The following is a 22386-nucleotide window of genomic DNA, read 5'->3' as shown; positions in this document are numbered from 1 at the left end:
CCGTGCAAGTGTGCTACCCATGCTAAAGGTCGAAAACCTGTACAAGTCCTTCACCACCGCCCAAGGCACACTGCCGGTTCTGCGGGGCGTAGACCTGCACCTGCCCAACGGGACGAGCATGGCGTTGATGGGCGAGTCCGGCAGCGGCAAGAGCACCCTGCTGCACCTGATCGCAGGCCTGGAACGGGCAGACAGCGGGCACATTCTGATCGATGGCACACCGCTTCAAGGGCGTCGGGAAGCGGAGCTGGCACGCTGGCGACGGCTCGGCATTGGCCTGGTATTCCAACAGTACAACTTGATCAGCAGCCTTGATGTGGCCGCGAACCTGACCTTTCAAGCGCGCCTGGCAGAGCGTCACGACCCCGCCTGGGCCACCTACCTGGCCGAACAACTGGGGCTGCGCCCCTTGCTTGAGCGTTACCCCGAACAACTTTCCGGTGGCCAACAGCAACGCCTGGCCATTGGCCGCGCGCTGGCAGCAAAGCCCTCGCTGATGCTGGCCGACGAACCGACGGGCAGCCTCGACGAAGCCAGCAGCGACACAGTACTCGAGCTGCTCCTGCGGCTGGTCGGTGAGGCCGGCAGCAGCCTGTTGATGGTCACCCACAGCCCACGCCTGGCTGCCCGACTGTCCCGGCAATGCTATCTGCACCTGGGCCGTGTCCAGCCCCAGGCGGTGTAATGAGCAGCCTGAGGATCAGCCTCCAGGCCCTGCTCAGCCACTGGCGGCGCCACCCGCTGCAGTGCTTCAGCATTTTCACCGGGCTCTGGCTGGCTACCGCACTGTGGGCCGGCGTACAGGCACTCAATACCCAGGCACGGGCCGACTACGCCCGGGCCAGCGCCGTACTCGGCGGCGTGGCGCAGGCATATTGGGCACCACGCCAAGGCCCGCACATCGGCCAAGCGGTCTATGTTGCGCTGCGTCGTGAGGGCTGGCCCGTTTCGCCGCTGCTCGAAGGCCGCCTGAACCTTGTGGGTGATGCCGCGCTTAACGTGCGGCTGATCGGCATCGAACCGCTCACCCTGCCCCAGGGATCAGCCATCGCCGGGCAAGCCAACGAAGGACTCGACCTTGGCGGCTTCATTGGCCCGCCCGGGCAAGCCTGGGTCGGCCCAGACACCTTGCAACGCCTTGGCCTGAAACCGGGCGCCCAGGTGCAGACCGAAGATGGCCAATACCTGCCGCCCCTGCACGTGCAGGGGCAATTGGCCCCTGGGGTGATCGTTGTCGATATTGGCTACGCGCAAACACTGCTGAAAGCGCCAGGGCAGGTTTCACGGCTGCTGATGCCAGCGGCCTTCGCCGACAGCGCACCGCGCCTGCCGGCCAACCTGGCTGGCACGTTGCAACTGCACACTTCAAGCGACGCACAGGACTTGCAGCGCCTGACCGAGAGTTTCCACCTGAACCTAAGCGCCCTTGGCCTGCTGGCGTTCCTGGTCGGCCTGTTTATCGTGCATGCCGCCATTGGCCTGGCCCTGGAGCAACGCCGCAGCCTGTTACGCACCTTGCGCGCCTGCGGCGTAAGCCTCGCCGCGCTGGTCAGCGCACTGGCACTTGAGCTTGGCCTGTTTGCCCTGTTGGGCGGTCTGGCTGGCGTGCTCAGCGGTTACCTGCTGGCGGCCTTGCTGCTGGATGACGTCGCTGCCAGCCTGCGCGGCCTCTACGGTGTGCAGGTGGCTGGGCAACTGAGCCTGTCACCCACATGGTGGCTGACGGGCCTGACCATCAGCCTGCTCGGTGCGCTCTTGGCCGGAGCAAACAGCCTTTTGCGCGCAGCTCGCCTGCCACTGCTGGCCCTGGCACAACCACACGCCTGGCAGGCGGCACAAAGCCTCTGGTTACGCCGCCAGGTCCTGTTGGCGTTTGGCCTGGCGCTGCTGGCCTTGGCCTGCTGGCGGTTCGGTGACAGCCTGCGTATCGCCTTTGTGATGATCACTGCCTTGCTGCTGGGCGCCGCTCTGCTGCTGCCGGCCTTGCTCGACGCAGCGTTGCTGCTGCTCGCACGCTACTGTCAGCGGCCGCTGGCGCACTGGTTCATCGCCGACAGCCGCCAACAGCTGCCGGCGCTGGCCCTTGCCCTGATGGCACTGCTGTTGGCCTTGAGCGCCAGTGTGGGCGTGGGCAGCATGACCGAAGGCTTTCGCAAGACCTTCATGAGCTGGCTCGACCAGCGTCTTGCCGCCGAGCTTTACCTGAGCCCACGCGATACTGCACAAGCGCAGGCGATCAATGACTGGCTGACTGCCCAGCCGCAGGTCGAAGCCGTGCTGCCGCGATGGCGCGTAGAACTGCGCCTGCAGGGGTGGCCCGCCCAGCTCTTTGGCATCACCGATCACCCTTACTACCCGCAGCACTGGACGCTACTTGAGCAACAGGATGACGCCTGGCGACAACTGGCCACCGGCCAGGGCGTGATGCTCAGCGAACAACTGGCCCGCCACCTTCACCTGAGCCTGGGTGATCGCCTGTCACTGCCTGCCCCGGCTGCAGCGCCCAGCCTCAGGGTTGTCGGGGTGTATGCCGATTATGGCAACCCGAAGGGGCACCTGCTGGTCAGTGCCGATTGGTTACAACGCTACTGGCCCGAGGCGGATTTCTACGCCCTGAGCGTGCGCCTGGCCGCACAGCAGGTAGCGCCACTGATGGCGCAGCTGCAACAACAGTTTGCCCTGGACAGCAACCAGCTGACCGATCAGGCGTCCCTCAAACGCTGGTCCCGCGAGGTCTTCGAGCGCACCTTCGTCGCCACCGCTGCGCTGAACAGCCTGACCCTGGCGGTCGCCGGAGTGGCGCTGTTCATCAGCTTGCTGACCCTTGGCCAGAGCCGCCTCGGGCAGTTGGCCCCGCTGTGGGCGCTGGGTGTCGAGCGGCGCACGCTGGCCTGGTTGAGCCTGGGGCAAACCTTGATGCTGGCCGGCCTGACGGTGTTGCTGGCAATCCCCTTGGGGCTGTTACTGGCCTGGTGCCTGGTTGCTGTGGTCAATGTGCAGGCCTTTGGCTGGCGGCTGCCGTTGCAGGTGTTTCCATCACAACTGCTGCAGTTGGTTGTACTGGGCCTGCTGACCAGCCTGTTGGCGGCCATCGGGCCGTTGTGGCAACTGCTGCGTAGCCAACCGGCTGACCTGTTGAGGCAATTCGCCGATGAAGCGTAAGGTCCGGATCATCGCCTGTGCCCTGCTGCTGAGCGGGTGCGACAAGGCCCCGCCAGCGACTGAGGGCTTTGCCGGGCTTGGCCAGGCAACTGCGACCTACACACCGGTAGTGCGTGGACAAGCGCTGAGTTTTCCTGCTGACCACGGCGCCCATGCGGGCTACCGCATCGAGTGGTGGTACGTCACGGCCAATCTCACCGACGAGCAAGGGCATGACTGGGGCGTGCAATGGACCCTGTTCCGCTCCGCCTTGCGCCCAGGTGCCGAGGTAGCCGGCTGGTCCAGCCCGACCGTGTGGCTGGGGCACGCCGCGCTGAGCAGCGCGTCCAGCCATCAGTTCAGCCAGACCCTTGCCCGTGGCGGCATCGGCCAGGCGGGTGTCGACGCGTACCCCTTCCGTGCCTGGATCGACGACTGGTCACTGGCCAGCACGGCAGGCCAAGGGCTTGACCAGTTGCAGATGCGCGCTACCGGCAACGGCTTCAGCTATCGCCTGCAACTGATCAGCCAAGGGCCGCTGGTGCTGCATGGCGACCGCGGCTACAGCGAGAAGTCTGGCCAGGGCCAAGCGTCGTACTACTACAGCCAACCGTTTTATCAGGTCAGTGGCGAGGTTGAGCGCCATGGCCAACGCTACCCGGTCACGGGACGCGCCTGGCTCGACCGGGAATGGAGCAGCCAGCCGCTGAGCAACACACAACAGGGGTGGGACTGGTTCTCCCTTCACCTGGAAAACGGCGCCAAGCTGATGCTGTTCCAGGTGCGCCAACGCGACGGCCAGCCCTATCGAGCAGGTACCTGGATCAGCCCCGACGGCCACGCCGAGCCGTTGCGAAGCGAGCAAATCCAGCTCGACCCGCAAGCCTGGACGCGCCAGGACAACGGCAAGCAGCTCCCCACTCGCTGGCGCTTGCAAGTCGCCACGCACAACCTGGACGTACAGGTCGCGGCCCTGCAACCACACGCCTGGATGGGTACTACCGTTGCCTACTGGGAAGGCCCGGTGCAACTGTTGGGCAGCAACCCCGGGCGTGGTTATCTGGAGATGACCGGCTACTGACGACGCTCAGTCAATCTCGAACAAACCGTTACGGATGGGCCCGACCTCCAGGCGCGCACGCACATCATCATCGATGCGCGGATCATCCGGCCGGTACAAGCGGACCTGACGGTAAGCATTGATACGGTTGATTTCCGGCCCCAGGTACTCCCACACCACTCGGGTGCAGGTCGGGGTGCGCCGGTCACCACTGGAGACACCGGTCTTCAGGCCATTGAGGCGGGTGATGCGGCTTTTGAAGCTGGGGATGAGGATGGTCTGGCTCATCTCGTTGACCGTCAACGACTCGTAGTCGACCAGAAACAGGCGGTCCTGCAGCTGGAACGCTGCCCCCAGGTAGCGGCAACGCACCCAGTCGTCGGCCTGTACGTCGATGCTGCTGGTACGTTCCTGACGCTCCTGGCGTTCGAACAGGAACGTACCTCGCTCTTCGCGCAAGTGCACCAGTGACAGCAGGATCGAGCCCGGCACCGACATGCAGTTGGAGTACTCGAAGTAGTAACCGCAGTAACGCGACAGGTTACCGCCGTGATCACGCAAAGGACGCAGCAACTCGACCAGCGGGTCCTCCTGACCGGCACCGGGCAGTATGGTGACGCGCGCGCCGATGAGACGGGCGAACTGCTCTGGCGGCAAACCCAGCTCGTAATCCTCGACACCGAAAAAGTCACCGATGCGCTTGAGGTTGTAAGGCGTCGGTTGGCTCTGGCCGCTGAGGTACTTGTTGAACTGTCCACGGTTGATCGACAGCTGGCGGCAAACCTCCGAGATAGAGCGGTAGTGGCTGCAAGCCAGTTTGAGGTTTACGCCCAGGTTTTCACTCATTGATGCACTTCCGATTGATGCTAGCGACGCTAGTTTAGCATCAAGTCGCATCATTTCAGATCAACCCGCGAAATTGTAACCAGGCTTTTCTTGGCCAACCATGCGCGCCATGCCTGCACCGCACTGTTGCGGTCGTTTGTCTTTCACTTAAACAATAAGAATCGAGGTCTCTTCATGCTCGAAGCGCTCAACGATTTCCTTTCGGGGAAACTCCTCATCGTGCTGATCGTCGGACTGGGTAGCTACTTCACCTTGCGCTCTCGTTTCGTCCAGTTCCGTCATTTCGGCCACATGTTCAGTGTGTTCAAGGAATCGCTGCGCGGCCAGGCAGGCCAACTGAGTTCGTTCCAGGCCCTGATGCTGAGCCTTGCCGGCCGTGTCGGTGCCGGGAACATCGCCGGTGTCGGCATTGCCGTTACCCTCGGCGGCCCAGGCGCGGTGTTCTGGATGTGGGTTACTGCACTGGTCGGTATGTCCAGCAGCTTTTTTGAATGCACCCTGGCCCAGGTCTACAAACGCAGCGACGGAGACGGCCTGTACCGTGGCGGCCCGGCGTACTACATCCAGCATGGCCTGAAACTGCGCTGGATGGCAGTGGTGTTTGCCGTGTTGCTGCTGGTGACCTATGGCTTCACCTTCAACGGCCTGCAGTCCTATACCGTTACCCACTCGCTGCAAAACGCGTTTGGCTTTGAACCACAGCAGACCGGCTTTGCCTTGGCAGCCTTGCTTTGCGTGGTGTTCATCGGCGGCATCAAACGTATCGCCTCGGTGTCCGACCTGCTGGTACCGGTCAAGACCCTGGCCTACATCGGTGTCACCCTGTACGTGATCATCACCCAGATCGAGCACGTGCCGGCCATGCTGGAAACCATCATCAAGAGCGCCTTTGGCCTCGACCCGGCATTCGGCGGTCTGCTGGGCAGCGCCATCGTCATGGGCGTGAAGCGCGGGGTTTTCGCCAACGAAGCGGGCCTGGGCAGTGCGCCTAACGTCGCCGCTGTTGCCGCGGTGCGCCACCCAGCCGCACAAGGCGTGGTACAAGCCTTCAGCGTGTTCCTCGACACTTTCGTGATCTGCACCTGCACCGCTCTGCTGATCCTGCTGTCGGGTTTCTACACACCAGGTTTTGAAGGTGACGGTATTGCCCTGACCCAGAACTCGCTGGCTGCGGTAGTCGGTGACTGGGGGCGTCTGTTCGTCAGCGTTGCGCTGTCGCTGTTCGTCTTCACCTGCATCCTCTACAACTACTACCTGGGCGAAACCAGCCTGCAGTTCCTCAGCCGCAACCGCCTGGTGCTGATCGCCTACCGTGGCCTGGTGGTACTGCTGATCCTGTGGGGGTCGGTGCAAGACCTCTCTACCGTCTTCGCCTTTGCCGACATCACCATGACCTGCCTGGCCTTCGTCAACCTGGCCGCCCTGGCCATGCTGTTCAAGGTCGGCCTGCGGGTCATGCGCGACTATGACGAGCAGCGCCGTGCTGGTATCGCACAACCGGTGTTCGACGCCGCACGCTTCGCCGACCTCGACCTGGACCCGCAAGCCTGGCCCGTGGGCCAACACGCCGAAAGCCCGGCGCACGCTGAACCCCAACTGGCACCGGCGCAACGCTGAGTGACCACCTGAAGGCCGCCCTATGCCGGGGCGGCCTTCCCTGCCACCGCTCCCGCGATCTTTCACACCGCACTTTCCATCTGCCTGGACGCTTCCCATGCGCGCAGTAAAGAACCTTCTTGTCCTCTATACCGGCGGCACCATCGGCATGCTGCAAACGCCACAAGGCCTGGCCCCGGCCAGCGGCTTCGAGGCACGCTTGCACGATTACCTGCTGGAGCACCCCGATACCCCGACACCCGCCTGGCGCCTGCTTGAACTGGAACCGTTGCTGGACAGCGCCAACATGCAGCAAGCGAACTGGCTGGCCATGCGTGACACCATCGTCAACGCCGTGGTCGAAGATGGCCACGACGGCGTCCTGCTGCTGCACGGTACCGACACCCTGGCCTACAGCGCAGCGGCGCTGTCATTCCTGTTGCTCGGCCTGAATGTTCCGGTGGTGCTGACCGGCTCGATGCTGCCGGCGGGCGCACCGAACAGCGATGCCTGGCAAAACCTCAGGGGTGCCCTCGGTATCATGGCCTCGGGTATCGAGGACGGCGTACACCTGTACTTTCACGGTGCCCTGCTGCACGGTGCCCGCGCCAGCAAACTACGCAGCGAAGCCTTCGATGCGTTCGCCGAACTGCCTCGTCATCGTGAAGGCGCTCGCGCTGAAACACTGCCAGCACGCCTGTGCTATCGCCAGCCACGCACACCGGTCAAGCTGGCGGTGCTGCCACTGTTCCCCGGCTTTCAGGCTGAACAGCTTCGCAGCGTGCTGGACAGCGGCATCCAGGGCCTGCTGCTGGAATGCTACGGCAGCGGTACCGGGCCATCCGACGATGCCGCACTGCTGCAGGTGCTGAGTGAAGCGCGTCAGCGCGGCGTAGTGCTGGCGGCCATCAGCCAGTGCCCACAAGGCAGCGTACTGTTCGACACCTACGCCGCCGGCAGCCGCCTGCGCGATGTCGGCCTGGTCTCCGGTGGCGGCATGACCCGGGAAGCGGCCTTGGGCAAGCTGTTCGCCCTGCTCGGCGCCGGGCTGAGTGTGGACGAGGCCGAACACTGGTTCGCCCTGGACCTGTGCGGTGAACGCGCGGCCTGACCGACCACTGGGCACGGGCTGGCGCGCAGTTGAGCCCGGTGCCCACGTAATGGAGTACATTGGTGCTGATGTGACGGGCCAAATGGCCGCATCCTCACAACCGCGAAGCAAGCACCATGAGCACACTCGATCTGTTTGAAGGTCTGCACACACCGACGCAGGCCATGGAACCCCTGGCACACCAGGCCTGCGTGTTGCGCGGCTTTGCCCTGCCCTTCGTCGAGGCAGTGCTGCCGGCCCTGGCCCACATCTGCGAAGTCGCGCCGTTTCGGAACATGGTCACCCCAGGCGGTTTCAGCATGTCCGTGGCCCTGACCAACTGCGGGCATCTGGGCTGGACAAGCGACCGCAGCGGCTACCGCTACAGCCCGATCGACCCCGCCAGCGGGCAGCCCTGGCCGGAACTTCCAAGCGCGTTTCTGGCGCTTGCGACAGCGGCGGCAAAGGCAGCAGGTTTCCCCGACTTTGTGCCCGATGCCTGCCTGGTCAACCAATATCAACCCGGTTCGCGGATGTCCCTGCACCAGGACAAAGATGAACGCGACTACACCTGGCCGATCATCTCGGTGTCTCTTGGTATCCCGGCCACCTTCCTCTTTGGCGGCCATCACCGGGCTGACAAGCCCCAACGCGTGCCACTGTTTCATGGCGATGTGGTGGTCTGGGGCGGTGAAGACCGGTTGCGTTACCATGGTGTAGCGCCGATCAAGGAGGCGCTGCATTCAGTGATGGGCGCGCAACGCATCAACTTCACCTTCCGTAAGGCAGGTTGACGAAGCAGCGATTCATCGTGTCTTGATGAGTGGCTCATGCTGCCTATGGAATTCAACCGCAAGAGTCGGAGTGCCTTACTGCGGGTAGCGGCTTAACGTGCAGCCTGTAGGTCACTGACAGCGGGAACAGCATTATGAACACAGACAAGGACAGCACCACAGTGCCGGCCACTGCAGTTGAACAAGACCCGCGCTGGCAAGCCGTACTGGCACGTGACACGACCGCCCATGGGCAGTTTGTCTATGCCGTACGCACCACCGGCGTGTACTGCCACCCGGGCAGCACTGCCCGATTGCCGCGAGCGGAAAACGTCGAGTTTTTCAACACGCCCGAGGCAGCAGAGGCGGCCGGCTATCGTCCCTCGAAACGTGCCGGGGCTTTGCCGTCCATAGTGCTGGCCCAGCATGCAGCGCGAGTGGCCGATGCCTGCCGGCTGATCGAGAGCAGCACTGAACTCCCCACCCTCGCTGACCTGGCAGCCTATGCCGGTTTGAGCCCGTTTCACTTTCATCGGGTGTTCAAGTCCGTGACCGGCCTGACCCCAAAGGGCTACGCCAATGCCCACCGCGCACGCCGGGTACGCGAGCAACTGGCACTTGGCGGCCGGGTCACCGATGCCTTGTATGAGGCGGGCTTCAACTCCAACAGCCGTTTCTATGCGGCTTCGGACCACCTGCTTGGCATGCGCCCGAGTGATTATCGCGCCGGAGGCCAGCACCTGGATATCCGCGTTGCCGTGGGTGAGTGCTCACTGGGCTCGATTCTGGTCGCGCAGAGCGCGCGGGGTATTTGCGCGATTCTCCTGGGAGACGACCCGCAACAGCTGCTGCACGACGTGCAAGACATGTTCCCCAATGCCAATTTCATCGGCGCAGACACCAACTTCGAGCAACTGATCGCTACCGTGGTTGGCTTCGTCGAAGCCCCGGCCCTGGGTCTGAACCTGCCTCTGGATGTGCGGGGCACGGCCTTCCAGGAACGGGTATGGCAGGCCTTGCGCGAAATCCCCGCAGGCAGCACCGCCAGCTACGCGCAGATCGCCGAGCGCATTGGTTCACCCAAGGCGGTGCGCGCCGTGGCTCAGGCCTGCGCCGCGAACACACTGGCCGTGGCCATCCCCTGCCATCGCGTGGTGCGCAGCGACGGCAACCTGTCGGGCTACCGCTGGGGCGTAGAGCGCAAACGCGCCTTGCTGGCGCGTGAAGTCAAGCCCTGATGACCGGTCTCAAGTAACCGCCGGTATTACTTCAGAAATTTCTGAAGTAATTATTTCCCTACGCCGATTCCCTCGACCTTACTCACTGTCGGAACATCCACCCCACTTATGTCCGCCAGTGCGGGCCCATTACACGCGTACACAACAACAAGACATGAGGTTCCCAGTGAGCAACGCCAACAAGGTCACCGCTCGACCGAAAATCGAGGTTCGCTCCATCGACTACGTGCCGCGCACCGAACGCCATGGCAAGGTCTGGCATCAGGCTCCATTCTGGTTTACCGGCAACTTCGTCCTCACCACCATGGTCACCGGGTTCACCGGCCCCGCACTCGGCCTCGGCGCCTTGTACTCGATACTTGCGATCATTATCGGCGTCTGCTTCGGCACCTTCTTCATGGCCTTTCACGCCAACCAGGGCCCCCGCATGGGCCTGCCACAGATGATCCAGTCACGCGCCCAGTTCGGCCTCAAAGGCGCCATCGTGCCCTTCGCTGCCGTGGTGTTCGTGTACATCGGTTTCAATGTGTTCAACGTTATCCTCGCCACTGACGCCATCAACACCGTACTGCCCGGCCAGCGCGCCCCCTGGTACCTGGGCGTCATCGCCGTTGCCGTGGTGCTGGCGGTGGTGGGTCACGACCTGCTGCACACGGTTCAACGCTGGCTGACCTACGTGATGATCGTGGTGTTCGGCGCCTTGACCGTCAGCGCCGTGATGACCCTGCAGGCCGATGCGGCCCTGGACAACGCACACTTCTCCTGGGGTGCCTTCCTGGTACAACTCTCTGCAGCAGCGGGCTACCAGATCAGCTACTCGGTGTACGTCTCTGACTACTCGCGCTACCTGCCTCATGATACGCCTGCCCGCAAGGTGGTGTTCTGGACCTACCTCGGCGCGGCCGGATCGGCCCTGTGGCTGATGTCGCTCGGCGCCTTCCTGGCCTCGGCCCTGCCATCGCCGGATGCCATCGGCAGCGTGCGTGAAGTGGGCAACCAGTTCATCCCGGGGCTGGGCACCTTTACCGTACTGATCTCGATACCGGCGCTGGTCGGCATCATGGCCGTCAACTGCTACGGGGCGATGCTTACCAGCATCAGTGCCATCGACAGCTTCCGCAAAGTCACCCCGTCACTGAAAATCCGCGTCTCTGGCATTGCCATCATCGCTGCCATCGTCTTCATCGTCGCGCTGGCGATTCCCGAGAGTTACCTGGGCAGCTTCAACACCTTCATCCTGTTGATGCTGTACTTCCTGGTGCCATGGACGGCGGTGAACCTCGTCGACTTCTACGGTGTGCGCAAGGGTCACTATGTGATCAGCGAGATCTTCAATCCCAATGGCATTTACGGCGCCTGGGGCAAGGCCGGCCTGAGCGCCTACGGCATCGGCCTGCTGGCGATGGTGCCATTCATGTCGCTGAGCTTCTACACCGGCCCCGCAGCCGCCGCCCTCGGCGGTGCCGACATTGCCTTCGCCGTTGGCCTGCTGGTAACCGGTGTGATCTATGCACGCCTCTGCCGAACCCTGGACCTGAACGCCGAACAACGCCTGCTGGCCGCCAACGACCGCCAGCTTGAGGAAGCCACACGATGAAACCAACGCCCACACACCTCACCGTCGCATGCTGCCAGTTGGCCCCCAGGGTCGGCGACCTTGAGCACAATCGGCAACAGGCACTGGCCGCCATACGTGCGGCAGCCAGCCAGGGCGCGCAGGTGGTGGTTCTGCCAGAGTTGGTACAGAGCGGCTACGTCTTCATCGACAAGGCCGAAGCCCTGAGCCTGGCTGAAACCGCCCACGGTGAAACCCTGCGCCAATGGGCGGTGCTGGCCACGGAGCTGGATGTCGTCATCGTCGGCGGCTTCTGCGAGCGCACCGAACGCGACGAGCTGTACAACAGCGCGGCATTGATCGATGCCAACGGCGTGCAGGCCGTGTACCGCAAAGCGCACTTGTGGAACGATGAGAAACGTTTCTTTACCCCCGGCAACTGCCCGCCGCCGGTGGTTGAGACGCGCTTTGGCCGCATTGCCGTGATGATCTGCTACGACCTGGAGTTTCCCGAATGGGTGCGCCTGCCGGCACTGGCCGACGCCGAACTGCTGTGCGCCCCCGTGAACTGGCCGGACGGCCCTCGCCCTGCCGGAGAGCGTCCTGCTGAAGTGGTGCGGGTGCAGGCCAACGCCTCGGTCAACCGCCTGTATATCGCCGCCTGCGACCGTCGTGGCACTGAACGCGGTGTGGACTGGGTCGGCGGCTCGGTGATTGTCGATGCCAACGGCTACCCCTTGGCCGGGCCACTGCACGGCGCCGCTGCCGACCCTGCGATCATCCTTGCCCACCTGGACCTCAGCGAGGCCCGCGACAAGCGCATCAGCGCCAACAATCACGTACATCAGGACCGCCAGCCGGCACTCTACGATTGAGTGCATTGCGCGGCTGACACCGCCCCTGCCAAACCGGCGTCGGCCTTGCCGGCGCTGCCTCACCCACACACCTCGCCCCATGCCCGACAAAACCACTAGAATGGCCACCTTGCTGATCAGGTGCATTCATGGATATCGAGCTGGCCCGAACCTTTCTTGAGATCGTCCGTTGCGGCAGCCTGGCCTCGGCGGCCGAGCGCTTGCACGTCACACAGACCGCCATCACCGCCAGGGTGCAGAAACTCGAACAACAACTGGCCTGCCAACTGTTCGTGCGCAGCCGCAGCGGCGCCAGCCTTACCGCCGACGGCGAAGCCTTCGTGGTGTACGCCAACCAACTGGTGCAAACCTGGGAAGCCGCGCGCCGCGACCTGCCGCTGCCCGATGGCTGCCATCAGGTGCTGCACATCGGCGGCGAAGTCAGCCTGTGCAACCCACTGATGCTCAATTGGGTCAGTGCCCTGCAGCGGGAACTGCCAAACCATGCCGTGCGCTGTGAAGTCGGCGAGCGCAACAGCTTGCTGCAAGAGCTGGAGCTAGGGGTACTCGACGCGGTGCTGGTCTATCAGCCAAGCTACGGCCCGGGCCTGCAGGTCGAGCAACTGATGGAAGAGAAGCTGATCCGCATTCGCAAGGCCTGCACGCCCGAACCCTACGTCTACATTGATTGGGGCGATGCCTTCCGCCGCCTGCACGATGCAGCCTTGCCCGAATGCGCCCGCCCGGCACTGAGCTTCAACCTCGGCCCGATGGCCCTGCAGTACATACTCGAACACGGCGGAAGCGGCTATTTTCGCACACGCGTGATACAAGCCTACCTGGACAGCGGCGTGTTCGAGCGCGTGCCGCAAGCGCCCGAATTCACCTACCCCACCTACCTGGTGTATGCCCGCGAACGCGACTCGCAGGTGCTGCAACAGGCGTTCAGCGTATTACGCGAAGTCGTCGCCCGCGACAATGACTGGTCACAACGCTGGGACCCGCAGATCTGAGCGCACCGTTGCCACTTTGCTGAGCAACTGACGCTTGAGCGCGGCAATCAGGTCGGTCTGGGTGATCACCCCTACCACCTGCTCACCGTCCAGCACCGGCAGGCAATGCAACCCTTGCTCACAGAGCAACGGCAGCAGCGTGACCGCCTGCTGCTGACTGCCGACACTGACCACACGCCGGCTCATGATCGTCTCGAGCCGCACCGGCTGACGCCGACCAAACAGCGCACGCCAACTGAACCGTTGCTGGGCCATGGCCGGGCCAATCAAATCACTCAGGCTGACAATCCCGACCAGGCGCTTCGTCTCATCGAGCACCGGCAAAGCCTTCACATGATGACCCGACAACTGCTGCCAGGCCTGCTCCAGCGTGGTGCCGGGCGTGGCGAACTGTACGTCCCGTGACATCACCCTGGCTGCGGTAATCCCGCCAAGGCTACGCTTCAACGCCTGCTGCTCGGTGGCCATGATGATTCGTTCCAGTTCATCACGGGTGACATCGACAAACTCGCCCAACGCTTCCAGCGCCTGATCCAGATCTTCGCCACTGACCCCCACCCGTTCACTCGGCAATGGGTCGAGGGTATGGTGCAAGTCCTTGCGCGGCGCAGCCGTCTTTGGGTAGCGCACCCCGGTTGCCCGGTTGTACAGCACCGCCACCAGCAACAGGCACAAGGCGTTGAGCAACACGGGCTCCAGGACCTGAACACCGAGTACAGCGAGCGAGGGGTCCGCCAATGCCAGGCTCACCGCCAGTGCCCCGCCCGGCGGATGCAGACAACGCAGCAGGCACATCAGCAGAATGGCCAACATCAGTGCCGAACTGGCGGCCAGCAGCCCGGGGCCGATCCAGTGGTGCAGCCCCAGCGCCACCAATGCGGCGATGACATAGCTACCGATCAGCGGCCACGGTTGTGACAACGCCCCGGAGTGCACCCCGAACAGCAACACGGCCGACGCCGCCAAAGGCCCCAGCAGATGCAGGGCCACCGCGCTGCCGAACAGCGCGCTGCACACCGTGCCCGCGAGCAAAACACCGAGCAACGCGCCAAGACCGGCGCGAAACCATTCTTTGGGGGGGATATTCAGCGTTGCCGGGGCAAGGCGCTGCAGCCAGTGACGCAGACCACGGGTAGACATGGGAGGAGCAAATACCTTTTGAAAAAACACGCACCGTCAATACCGAGCGATACACCTTGCGCAAGCAGCCATGCGGGGCAAAACTCGATTGCGCAGGGATTCTGAAGGAGATGAGTACGCTGGCGGTAATGCAAAAAAATGAGGGGAAACTGCATTATTTTTGAGGGGTGCGACGAGGGAGTGCCTCCCCCCTTGAACCCTGGGCGGAAATGGCAATGTGCTGATGGTTATCAGAACGTCACACTGACGTGCGTCACAGGCCGTATTGCAACCAATAACTGCCAGAACGTGCCGCTTCAATAGAAGTCGACCGTAGCAGCAAACCGTTACACTAACGCACCCGCTCCTGGTGTGTTGATAGACAGGACGCCCAAGCGCTTACCCGGCCCAGCGTGCAAGCCCGGCCCCTGCCGTGCAATGAGAACCGACATGAGACACCCTGTTCAGACAACTGACATCCCAGTATCCAATTCCCCGTGTGACGGAGCACCCGCAGCATGATCGAGGTAACCGAGGTTTCCATTGCCGACCTGCGTGCGGCGCTCGAATCCGGGCAGACAACAGCGGTCGCGCTCGTCCAGGCGTACCTCGCCAGGATCGACGCCTATGACGCCCCTGGCACAGCCACTGCGCTCAATGCAGTGGTGGTTCGCAACCCTGACGCACTCAAGGACGCGCAGGCTTCCGATGCCCGTCGGGCCAGGGGCGAAACCTTGGGGCCACTCGATGGCATCCCCTACACCGCCAAGGACAGCTATCTGGTCAAGGGCCTCACCGCCGCCTCTGGCAGCCCGGCATTTGCCGACCTGATTGCCTATCGCGACGCGTTCACCATTGAACGGCTGCGCGCCGCCGGTGCGATCTGCCTGGGCAAGACCAACATGCCGCCCATGGCCAACGGCGGCATGCAGCGTGGGGTCTACGGCCGAGCGGAGAGCCCCTACAACACCGACTACCTCACCGCCCCCTTCGCATCGGGCTCATCGAACGGCGCCGGTACTGCCACCGCGGCCAGCTTCGCAGCCTTCGGCCTGGCGGAAGAGACCTGGTCGAGCGGGCGCGGCCCGGCCTCGAACAACGGCCTGTGCGCCTATACGCCTTCGCGTGGGGTGATTTCGGTGCGCGGCAACTGGCCGCTGACGCCGACGATGGACGTTGTCGTGCCGTACGCCAGAACCATGGCCGACCTGCTCGAAGTGCTCGATGTGGTGGTCGCAGAAGATCCCGACACCCGCGGCGATCTGTGGCGGATGCAGCCCTGGGTGCCGATTCCGAGTGTCGCCTCGGTTCGTCCTGCCTCCTACCTGTCGCTTGCCGCGAAGCCTGAGGCACTGGCTGGCAAACGGCTCGGCGTTCCCCGCATGTACATCAATGCAGACCCCGAAGCGGGCACCGCTGAGGCTCCCGGCATCGGTGGCCCGACCGGGCAGCGTATCAATACCCGCCCGTCAGTGATTGCGCTCTGGGAAGACGCTCGCAAGGCACTCGAAGCCGCCGGGGCTGAAGTGATCGAAGTCGATTTCCCGCTGGTCTCCAATTGCGAGGGTGATCGCCCAGGGGCGCCGACCGTGTTTACGCGAGGCCTGGTGTCCAAAGAGTTCCTGCATCACGAACTGTGGGACTTGACCGCCTGGGCGTTCGATGACTTCCTGCAGGCCAACGGTGATCCGAAGTTGAACCGTCTGGTCGATGTGAACGGCCCACTGATCTTCCCTCACGACCCGGGTACCCTGCCCAACCGCGAGGGCGACCTTGCCGCTGGCATGGACGAATACGTGCGGATGGCCGAGCGCGGGATTACGCCGTGGGACAAGATCCCTACCGTGCCAGACGGGCTGCGTGGGCTTGAAAAGACCCGCAAGATCGACCTCGAAGACTGGATGGAACGGCTTGGCCTGGATGCGGTGATTTTCCCGACAGTAGCCGACGTTGGGCCGGCAAATGCCGATGTCGATCCTGAAGCGGCAGACATTGCCTGGAGCAACGGCGTATGGGTCGCCAACGGCAACCTCGCCATCCGCCACCTCGGGGTTCCAACCGTCACCGTACCAATGGGTGTGATGAAGGACATCGGTATGCCCGTGGGGCTGACCTTCGCTGGGCGTGCCTATGACGATTCAAACTTGTTGCACCTTGCTTGCGCGTTTGAATCGACCGGGAACAAACGAATGATCCCACCACGCACACCACCGCTGTCGGCTGGCCAGTAATCGAAATGCCGGGATCGGGGCGGTACAGGCCCCTATCCCGGCCATCAAATGCACGGCACAGGAACAAGACAGTGGGCCAATCGGTGCTATGCCAGAGACTTTACATGGAGGTAAATATTGCTGATTCAGGAAACACTAGATCGCGCTTCCCGAAAAGACGAACACCCTGAACTCGAGCAGAATCTGCGCGCTGAGCCATACGTGGATGCTGATAGAAAATGGCAGGGGCGGCTGGATTCGAACCAACGCATGGCAGGATCAAAACCTGCTGCCTTACCGCTTGGCGACGCCCCTGTATCTGTTGCGACGAGTGTCATGCACTCGATTGAAGATTCTGCAGCTTGCGAACCAGTGCTGCTGCAGGAATGTGCGAAATTTATCAACTTTCGCGCTGTATGGGAAGCCTCAAAAACAAAAAAATCGGTTTTAAAACAGCAATTTACTGTCTCACCGCCAAGAGCCCCCAATCAGGCTACCGTCATTCCTCGTTTGCTTGCGGCAATGTCGCCTAGAGGCATCGCCCAGGACGGGCCTCTTGCGAACCCGCGAAATGCGTGCAGAAACTAAATGCCTGCACGGTAGAAATCAAACTGAAAACACCTCGATTTCATGAAGATTTCATTACCTGGCCGAAGGTTAGCAGTGCTTTCAGTACCCTACGCGTACTCAGTGCACCACGCGCGGTAGCAGGAAGCTCAACAGTTCGGGGTCATCATCCGGCTCGATAGCCTGAACCGCGCGCGGCAGGTGCTCCATGACTGAACCCCAGAATGCCGCTGCGGCTTCATCCTGATAGTAGTAACGCACCAGCCAGGCATGCTCCGCACTCATCAGCATCTGGGCCGCTACAGCACGCCCGATGCCTTTACGGCGGTACTTTTTCAGGATGAACAGATCCGCCAGTTCCAGGGCATCGATACCGGGTAAGTCACTGCGCTCGATCAGCAGAAAACCGGCAATGAAACCGTCGACCAGCAATAGGTTGGCGCTCCACTGCGGCTCTTGCCAGTAGCGCTGCAGGTGCTCATCGTGGATATAGAAGCGACCGTCCAGTTCAACGTCTTCCTGCTCCCAGTCCGAGGACTCGTAGGCATAGAACTGGTACAGGTTACGCACCAGTTCGATTTGATCAGGGCTGGCCTGCACCAGTTCAAGGGTGATGTCAGTCGTCGAAGGCATGGAAAGCTCAAAGAGAAAATACTAATGGCTGCCGCAGGCAGCGGCCGTTTTGCGCGCGCTATTGTTTATAAAAAAAGGCGAGAATGCTACCGGTGATCCGTGCAGTTGCTAAGGATCATGCGGTTGGTGTTGCAACGCCATCACCGTCAAGGTCCTGCTGGCACACCTGACTGATCGTCGTAGTGGGCTCGCAAACGCTGCGCTGAATCATTGGCCGGTTTTGTCGATTGCTTTAGTCTGGCGCCGGGCCACCCTGCAAGACGCGTTGGTGGCGATGAGAACTGAGGACGCTATGACAGACCGCGAACAGCTCCATCGAGAGGGTTATGTGCTGCTCCGTCGCGCAATCCCAAGCGAGTGGCTGAGTGACCTTCGTGCCGTGTTCGATGCGGGCGTGAAGCCGTCTGACCAATGGCCAGTGCCGCGCGGCATGGACTGGCGTCACTCGCTGCTGGACACCGACGCGAAGGTTCAGGCGGTGTGTCGTCTGCCGCAGGTACTGACGGTGGTTGGCGAGCTGATTGGAGAACGGTTCTTCCTCGCACAGGTCGAGGGTCGCGAACCCCTTGCAGGTGGCGGCCATCAGCAACTGCACCGCGACTTGTCGGCGCAACGACCAGGCGACATCGTCGGCGCTTTAGCTTATTTCGACGATTATGGCCCTGAGAACGGCGCAACCCGTATCGTCCCCGGCAGCCATCGCCCCGAGCACGGAGCGCCGCCGTTCGACTTCAACGACGAGTCCCGGTCTGTGCAGCTTTCAGGCTCTGCGGGTGACATTCTGGTGTTTGATGTCGATCTGGTGCATGCCGCCAGCCTGAACGCAATCGGCGCACGCCGTCGCACCCTGCTGATCAGCTATTTTTCTGAGCGTCTGTACGCGTCGCACCTGCAAACAGTGGGCCTGCGAAATGTACGGATGGACACGAGCGATCGATTCGATCCTTCGGATTTAGCCTTCGTTGGGTATGACGATGGTGGTCATTCTGTACGCTCAACCGACCCAAGCGTGGTTCAGGCCGGTTGATTGAATCGTTAGTGCACAATCGCGTGCCGAGGCAAGGCCACGGAAATCAGTGCGGCCAACAGGACGAATGCGGTGGAAACCCACAAGCACGCCTCCAGCCCGTAACGCTGATAAATCCAGCCCGACAACACAGTGCCCAGTAATCGTCCCATTGCATTGGACATATAGTAGAAGCCTACGTCCAACGACACCCCGTCTTCCTTGGCGTAGGAAACGATCAGGTAACTGTGCAGCGACGAGTTCACGGCAAACAGTGCGCCAAACACCAGGAGGCCGCCCAGCAGCACAAGTTGCGGAGAGCCGCCCGCCGAGAGCCCCAGGGCAATGGCCGCAGGCAGGCCTGCCAACAGCCCCGCCCAAACGAAGGCAGCCCGCCCATCAGGAACGTGGCCGCGTTTCTTTCCTGTGATGTTTGGAGCCAGCGATTGGATAATGCCGTAGCCGATCACCCAGGCAGCCAGGAATCCGCCCACCTGCCAGAAATCCCAGCCAAACACGCTACTCAGGTAGACCGGCAAGGCCACCACGAACCACACATCGCGGGCACCAAAGAGGAACATTCGCGCTGCCGAGAGGATATTGATTGCCCGGCTCTTGGACAGGATGTCGCGGAACTTTGGCTTTCCTTTGGCCCTGCCAAGATCTTTCTTCAGCAAGAACAGGCTAGCTAGCCAGATCAACGCCAAGACCGCCGCCATGACCAGTACTGCGCTTTTGAAGTCCATCAGCGCGAGCAATGCGCCGCCTAGGAAGAAGCCAACGCCCTTCAATGCGTTCTTCGAGCCGGTAAGGATCGCTACCCACTGGTAGAGCGTGCCTTGTTGACTGTCGGGCACCAGGAGTTTTATTGAACTCTTGGCGCTCATCTTGTTGAGGTCTTTGGCAATCCCCGACATTGCCTGGGCACCCATCACCCAAGGGATGGTCAGCCAAGCCGCAGGTACGGCAAGCATCAACAACGCCGCCACCTGGAGCCCCAGACCAATGTTCATGGTGCGATTCAGACCCACCCGGGCGCCAAGGTAGCCACCCAACAGATTGGTAATGACCCCGAAGATCTCGTAGAACAGGAACAGGAACGCAATCTGCAACGGGCTGTAGCCCAACGCATGGAAGTGCAACACCACCAACATGCGCAGTGCACCGTCGGTGAGCGTAAAGGCCCAGTAATTACCGGTGACCAGCAGGTACTGGCGCACCTGCGGGGAGAGGGCTGACAGCGCGTGCATGATCACTCTCTTCTCAGCCTGCCAAACCGACCAGCCTGGCCAGCTCGACAGCACGGTTGGCGTACCCCCACTCGTTGTCGTACCAGGCGTAGATCTTCACCTGGGTGTCATTGACCACCAAGGTCGAGAGCGCATCAATGATCGAGGAGCGCGGGTCGGTGCGGTAGTCGATGGACACCAGCGGGCGTTCTTCATAGCCCAGGATATTTTTCAACGGGCCCTCTGCGGCCGCTTTAAGCAACGCGTTGACCTCATCCACGGAGGTAGCGCGCTCGACTTCGAACACGCAATCGGTAAGCGAGGCGTTGGCCAGCGGCACCCGCACGGCATGGCCGTTCAGCTTGCCGCGCAGATCAGGGAAGATCTCGGCAATCGCGGTGGCAGAACCCGTGGTCGTCGGGATCAGGCTCATGCCCGAGGCACGGGCGCGACGCAAATCCTTGTGCGGCTGATCAAGGATGCTCTGGGTGTTGGTCAGGTCGTGAATAGTGGTGATCGAGCCGTGGCGAATCCCCAGGTTTTCATGGATCACCTTGACCACCGGGGCCAGGCAGTTGGTGGTGCAGGAGGCAGCGGTCACGATACGGTGCAATGCTGGGTCGAACAGGTGTTGGTTAACCCCCATGACAACGTTCAGCGCGCCGCTTTCCTTGACCGGCGCGCACACAACCACACGCTTCACACCCTGATCCAGGTAGGCCTGAAGTACCGCAACGGTTTTCATCTTGCCGCTGGCTTCGATGACCAGATCGCAACCCGACCAGTCGGTATCGGCAATCGCCTTGTTGGCGGTCACCTTGATCCGCTTGCCGTCAATCACAACCTGATCACCCTCGGCGCTCGCTTCGTGGCACCAGCGGCCATGCACCGAATCGAAGTTGATCAGGTGCGCATGCGTTGCTGCGTCGCCTGCCGGATCGTTGATCTGCACGAACTCAAACTCAGGCCAGCTCCAGGCTGCACGCAAGGCAAGACGACCGATGCGACCGAAACCGTTGATACCTACTTTTATACGCATGTGTTTGTTCTCTTGAAGCAACGGCCTGCAGGCAGTTACGACGTGACGATGTCGGACTTGTTGATGCCGTTGATAATGACGTACGGGCATTACGAAACAGTAACGAACCCTTCAAATGGCGCGTTGATTGACACGCCTGGAGAGTTCTTCTGCGGACTCCTTTCGCTCGGAATAACGGTCGACCAAATAGTCGGAGCGCTCACGCAACAGCAGGGTGAATTTCACCAGTTCTTCCATCACATCCACGACGCGGTCGTAGAACGTCGACGGCTTCATACGGCCCTCTTCGTCGAATTCCAGGTAGGCCTTGGGTACCGACGACTGGTTCGGAATGGTGAACATGCGCATCCAGCGTCCGAGTACGCGCAACTGATTGACCACGTTGAAAGACTGAGACCCTCCACTGACTTGCATCACGGCCAGGGTCTTGCCCTGGGTCGGACGCACGGCGCCCATGGCCAGCGGTACCCAGTCAATCTGCGCCTTGAACACGGCAGTCATCGCACCGTGACGCTCAGGTGAGCACCAAACCTGCCCCTCCGACCACTGCATCAGCTCGCGTAGTTCCTGCACCTTGGGATGGTTGTCCGGAGCATCGTCAGGCAAGGGCAGACCGGATGGATTGAAGATCCGCGTTTCGGCACCGAAGTGCTCCAGCAAGCGAGCGGCTTCCTCCGTCAGCAAGCGGCTAAACGAGCGCTCGCGGGTCGAGCCGTACAGAAGCAGGATGCGTGGCTTGTGCGTGGCCAACAGGGTACTGCCAAGCTTATCGGGAGTCGGCAGTTCGACCAGTTCAGCATTAAGGTTGGGGAGATGTTCTTCAGTCACGGATTGACTCCTGAGCAAGTGCGCCCTGCGGGCTATCTCATAAAAGCCGAGCACAGCTCGGGCAAGCGTTGACTCAACAGCAAGCAGAAAGGCGCTGTGGGCGGTCACCCATCACGTCAAGGCGCTTGGCGTCGGGGCTGAGCCAACGCTGGTTGGCGTCAAGGGTGCTCTTGAGCACAGCGATCACCCAGGCCGGGAGGTTGGGATGCAGGCGGTAATAAACCCATTGCCCCTGCCGACGATCCTCAAGCAAACCGCAATTGCGCAGCTGTGCCAGATGACGGGAAATCTTGGGCTGGCTTTCATCGAGCGCACAGGTGAGCTCACAAACGCACAGCTCTTGCTCACGAGCAATGAGCAACATCAGGCGAACGCGGGTCTCATCGGCCAGGCATTTGAATACGGTGGTTGGCGTCAGGGGGTCAGCCATAGGGGTCTCGACGTTTGGTTTTCACCAGCACAAACCTCTTGATATGTTCATGGCTGTCGTGAAGAGGATGGCGGTAAGCATCGGGCTTGGCGCTCATTGCCAAGTTCAGGGGCTTATATGGTTAAACGAATATATGATTTTTCAAATATACAGTAAAGC

General features: G+C 61.9%; 19 protein-coding genes and 1 tRNA gene. 12 read left to right on the top strand and 8 right to left on the bottom strand.

Translation table 11 applies throughout. The annotated features are described in order from the left end of the window. Window positions 1-19: 19 nt before the first annotated feature. From CS390_RS12270 to CS390_RS12260, 3 genes are read left to right on the top strand one after another with little or no spacing between them, the layout of a single operon-like run. Window positions 20-685 carry an ABC transporter ATP-binding protein gene (locus tag CS390_RS12270; RefSeq protein ID WP_099774689.1) on the top strand — a complete coding sequence of 222 codons (666 nt, stop codon included), beginning with the start codon at window positions 20-22 and terminating at the stop codon, window positions 683-685. Further along, window positions 685-3162: an FtsX-like permease family protein gene (locus CS390_RS12265; RefSeq protein ID WP_099774687.1), complete on the top strand. Its 2478-nt coding sequence runs from the start codon at window positions 685-687 to the stop codon at window positions 3160-3162. Before CS390_RS12270 ends, CS390_RS12265 begins: the two co-directional genes overlap by 1 nt. After that, a complete protein-coding gene (locus tag CS390_RS12260; RefSeq protein ID WP_099774685.1) occupies window positions 3152-4222 on the top strand; it encodes a lipocalin-like domain-containing protein in 1071 nt (356 codons plus the stop codon). Before CS390_RS12265 ends, CS390_RS12260 begins: the two co-directional genes overlap by 11 nt. 6 nt (window positions 4223-4228) lie before the next feature. Here CS390_RS12260 and CS390_RS12255 read toward each other — a convergent pair whose 3' ends face one another. Beyond that, window positions 4229-5047: a helix-turn-helix transcriptional regulator gene (locus CS390_RS12255; RefSeq protein WP_099774683.1), complete on the bottom strand. Its 819-nt coding sequence runs from the start codon at window positions 5045-5047 to the stop codon at window positions 4229-4231. Window positions 5048-5221: 174 nt separating this feature from the next. Between CS390_RS12255 and CS390_RS12250 the strand changes: the two genes are divergently transcribed. The 7 genes from CS390_RS12250 to CS390_RS12220 all read left to right on the top strand — a co-directional run bounded on the left by CS390_RS12250 (window position 5222) and on the right by CS390_RS12220 (window position 13166). Beyond that, window positions 5222-6664, top strand: coding sequence for a sodium:alanine symporter family protein (locus tag CS390_RS12250; RefSeq protein WP_099774681.1), 1443 nt, complete (start codon window positions 5222-5224; stop codon window positions 6662-6664). Window positions 6665-6761: 97 nt separating this feature from the next. Then, window positions 6762-7754 (top strand): asparaginase, encoded by a 993-nt coding sequence (locus CS390_RS12245; protein WP_099774679.1) that lies wholly within the window; start codon window positions 6762-6764, stop codon window positions 7752-7754. A gap of 116 nt (window positions 7755-7870) precedes the next feature. Then, window positions 7871-8527, top strand: coding sequence for a DNA oxidative demethylase AlkB (gene alkB / locus CS390_RS12240; protein WP_099774677.1), 657 nt, complete (start codon window positions 7871-7873; stop codon window positions 8525-8527). Window positions 8528-8661: 134 nt separating this feature from the next. Beyond that, window positions 8662-9744 carry a bifunctional DNA-binding transcriptional regulator/O6-methylguanine-DNA methyltransferase Ada gene (gene ada, locus CS390_RS12235; protein ID WP_099774675.1) on the top strand — a complete coding sequence of 361 codons (1083 nt, stop codon included), beginning with the start codon at window positions 8662-8664 and terminating at the stop codon, window positions 9742-9744. 166 nt (window positions 9745-9910) lie between these two features. Beyond that, on the top strand, window positions 9911-11341 hold the full coding sequence (locus CS390_RS12230) for a cytosine permease (RefSeq protein WP_099774674.1): 1431 nt from the start codon (window positions 9911-9913) through the stop codon (window positions 11339-11341). Further along, on the top strand, window positions 11338-12174 hold the full coding sequence (locus CS390_RS12225) for a nitrilase family protein (protein ID WP_099774672.1): 837 nt from the start codon (window positions 11338-11340) through the stop codon (window positions 12172-12174). The genes CS390_RS12230 and CS390_RS12225 overlap by 4 nt, the downstream gene beginning before the upstream one ends. Window positions 12175-12302: 128 nt before the next feature. Next, window positions 12303-13166: a LysR family transcriptional regulator gene (locus CS390_RS12220; RefSeq protein ID WP_099774670.1), complete on the top strand. Its 864-nt coding sequence runs from the start codon at window positions 12303-12305 to the stop codon at window positions 13164-13166. Here the strand turns inward: CS390_RS12220 and CS390_RS12215 are convergent. Next, window positions 13140-14306, bottom strand: coding sequence for an HPP family protein (locus CS390_RS12215; protein WP_099774668.1), 1167 nt, complete (start codon window positions 14304-14306; stop codon window positions 13140-13142). The genes CS390_RS12220 and CS390_RS12215 overlap by 27 nt on opposite strands. A gap of 497 nt (window positions 14307-14803) precedes the next feature. Between CS390_RS12215 and CS390_RS12210 the strand changes: the two genes are divergently transcribed. Continuing rightward, window positions 14804-16516: an amidase gene (locus tag CS390_RS12210; protein WP_099774666.1), complete on the top strand. Its 1713-nt coding sequence runs from the start codon at window positions 14804-14806 to the stop codon at window positions 16514-16516. A 219-nt stretch (window positions 16517-16735) separates the two neighbouring features. Here CS390_RS12210 and CS390_RS12205 read toward each other — a convergent pair. Both CS390_RS12205 and CS390_RS12200 read right to left on the bottom strand, forming a co-directional pair. Further along, a tRNA-Gln gene (locus tag CS390_RS12205) sits at window positions 16736-16810 on the bottom strand. A 372-nt stretch (window positions 16811-17182) separates the two neighbouring features. After that, window positions 17183-17695 (bottom strand): GNAT family N-acetyltransferase, encoded by a 513-nt coding sequence (locus CS390_RS12200; RefSeq protein WP_065761197.1) that lies wholly within the window; start codon window positions 17693-17695, stop codon window positions 17183-17185. A gap of 292 nt (window positions 17696-17987) precedes the next feature. Here CS390_RS12200 and CS390_RS12195 point away from each other — a divergent pair, with 292 nt between their 5' ends. Then, the gene (locus CS390_RS12195) at window positions 17988-18722 is read left to right on the top strand and encodes a phytanoyl-CoA dioxygenase family protein (protein ID WP_099774664.1); all 735 of its coding nucleotides are present in this window, start codon (window positions 17988-17990) and stop codon (window positions 18720-18722) included. A gap of 8 nt (window positions 18723-18730) precedes the next feature. Here CS390_RS12195 and arsJ read toward each other — a convergent pair whose 3' ends face one another. The 4 genes from arsJ to CS390_RS12175 all read right to left on the bottom strand — a co-directional run bounded on the left by arsJ (window position 18731) and on the right by CS390_RS12175 (window position 22227). Further along, window positions 18731-19951, bottom strand: coding sequence for an organoarsenical effux MFS transporter ArsJ (arsJ, locus tag CS390_RS12190; RefSeq protein WP_065761199.1), 1221 nt, complete (start codon window positions 19949-19951; stop codon window positions 18731-18733). A 13-nt stretch (window positions 19952-19964) separates the two neighbouring features. After that, window positions 19965-20969: an ArsJ-associated glyceraldehyde-3-phosphate dehydrogenase gene (locus CS390_RS12185; RefSeq protein WP_065761200.1), complete on the bottom strand. Its 1005-nt coding sequence runs from the start codon at window positions 20967-20969 to the stop codon at window positions 19965-19967. A gap of 111 nt (window positions 20970-21080) precedes the next feature. Next, window positions 21081-21797 (bottom strand): arsenical resistance protein ArsH, encoded by a 717-nt coding sequence (arsH, locus tag CS390_RS12180; RefSeq protein ID WP_099774662.1) that lies wholly within the window; start codon window positions 21795-21797, stop codon window positions 21081-21083. A gap of 73 nt (window positions 21798-21870) precedes the next feature. Further along, window positions 21871-22227, bottom strand: coding sequence for a metalloregulator ArsR/SmtB family transcription factor (locus tag CS390_RS12175; protein ID WP_065761202.1), 357 nt, complete (start codon window positions 22225-22227; stop codon window positions 21871-21873). Window positions 22228-22386 lie beyond the last annotated feature (159 nt).

The organism is Pseudomonas sp. HLS-6 (assembly GCF_002753995.1).
GTDB lineage: Bacteria > Pseudomonadota > Gammaproteobacteria > Pseudomonadales > Pseudomonadaceae > Aquipseudomonas > Aquipseudomonas defluvii.
The sequence above is the reverse complement of the archived record's forward strand: the minus strand, read 5'-3'. Positions and strand labels throughout refer to the sequence as shown.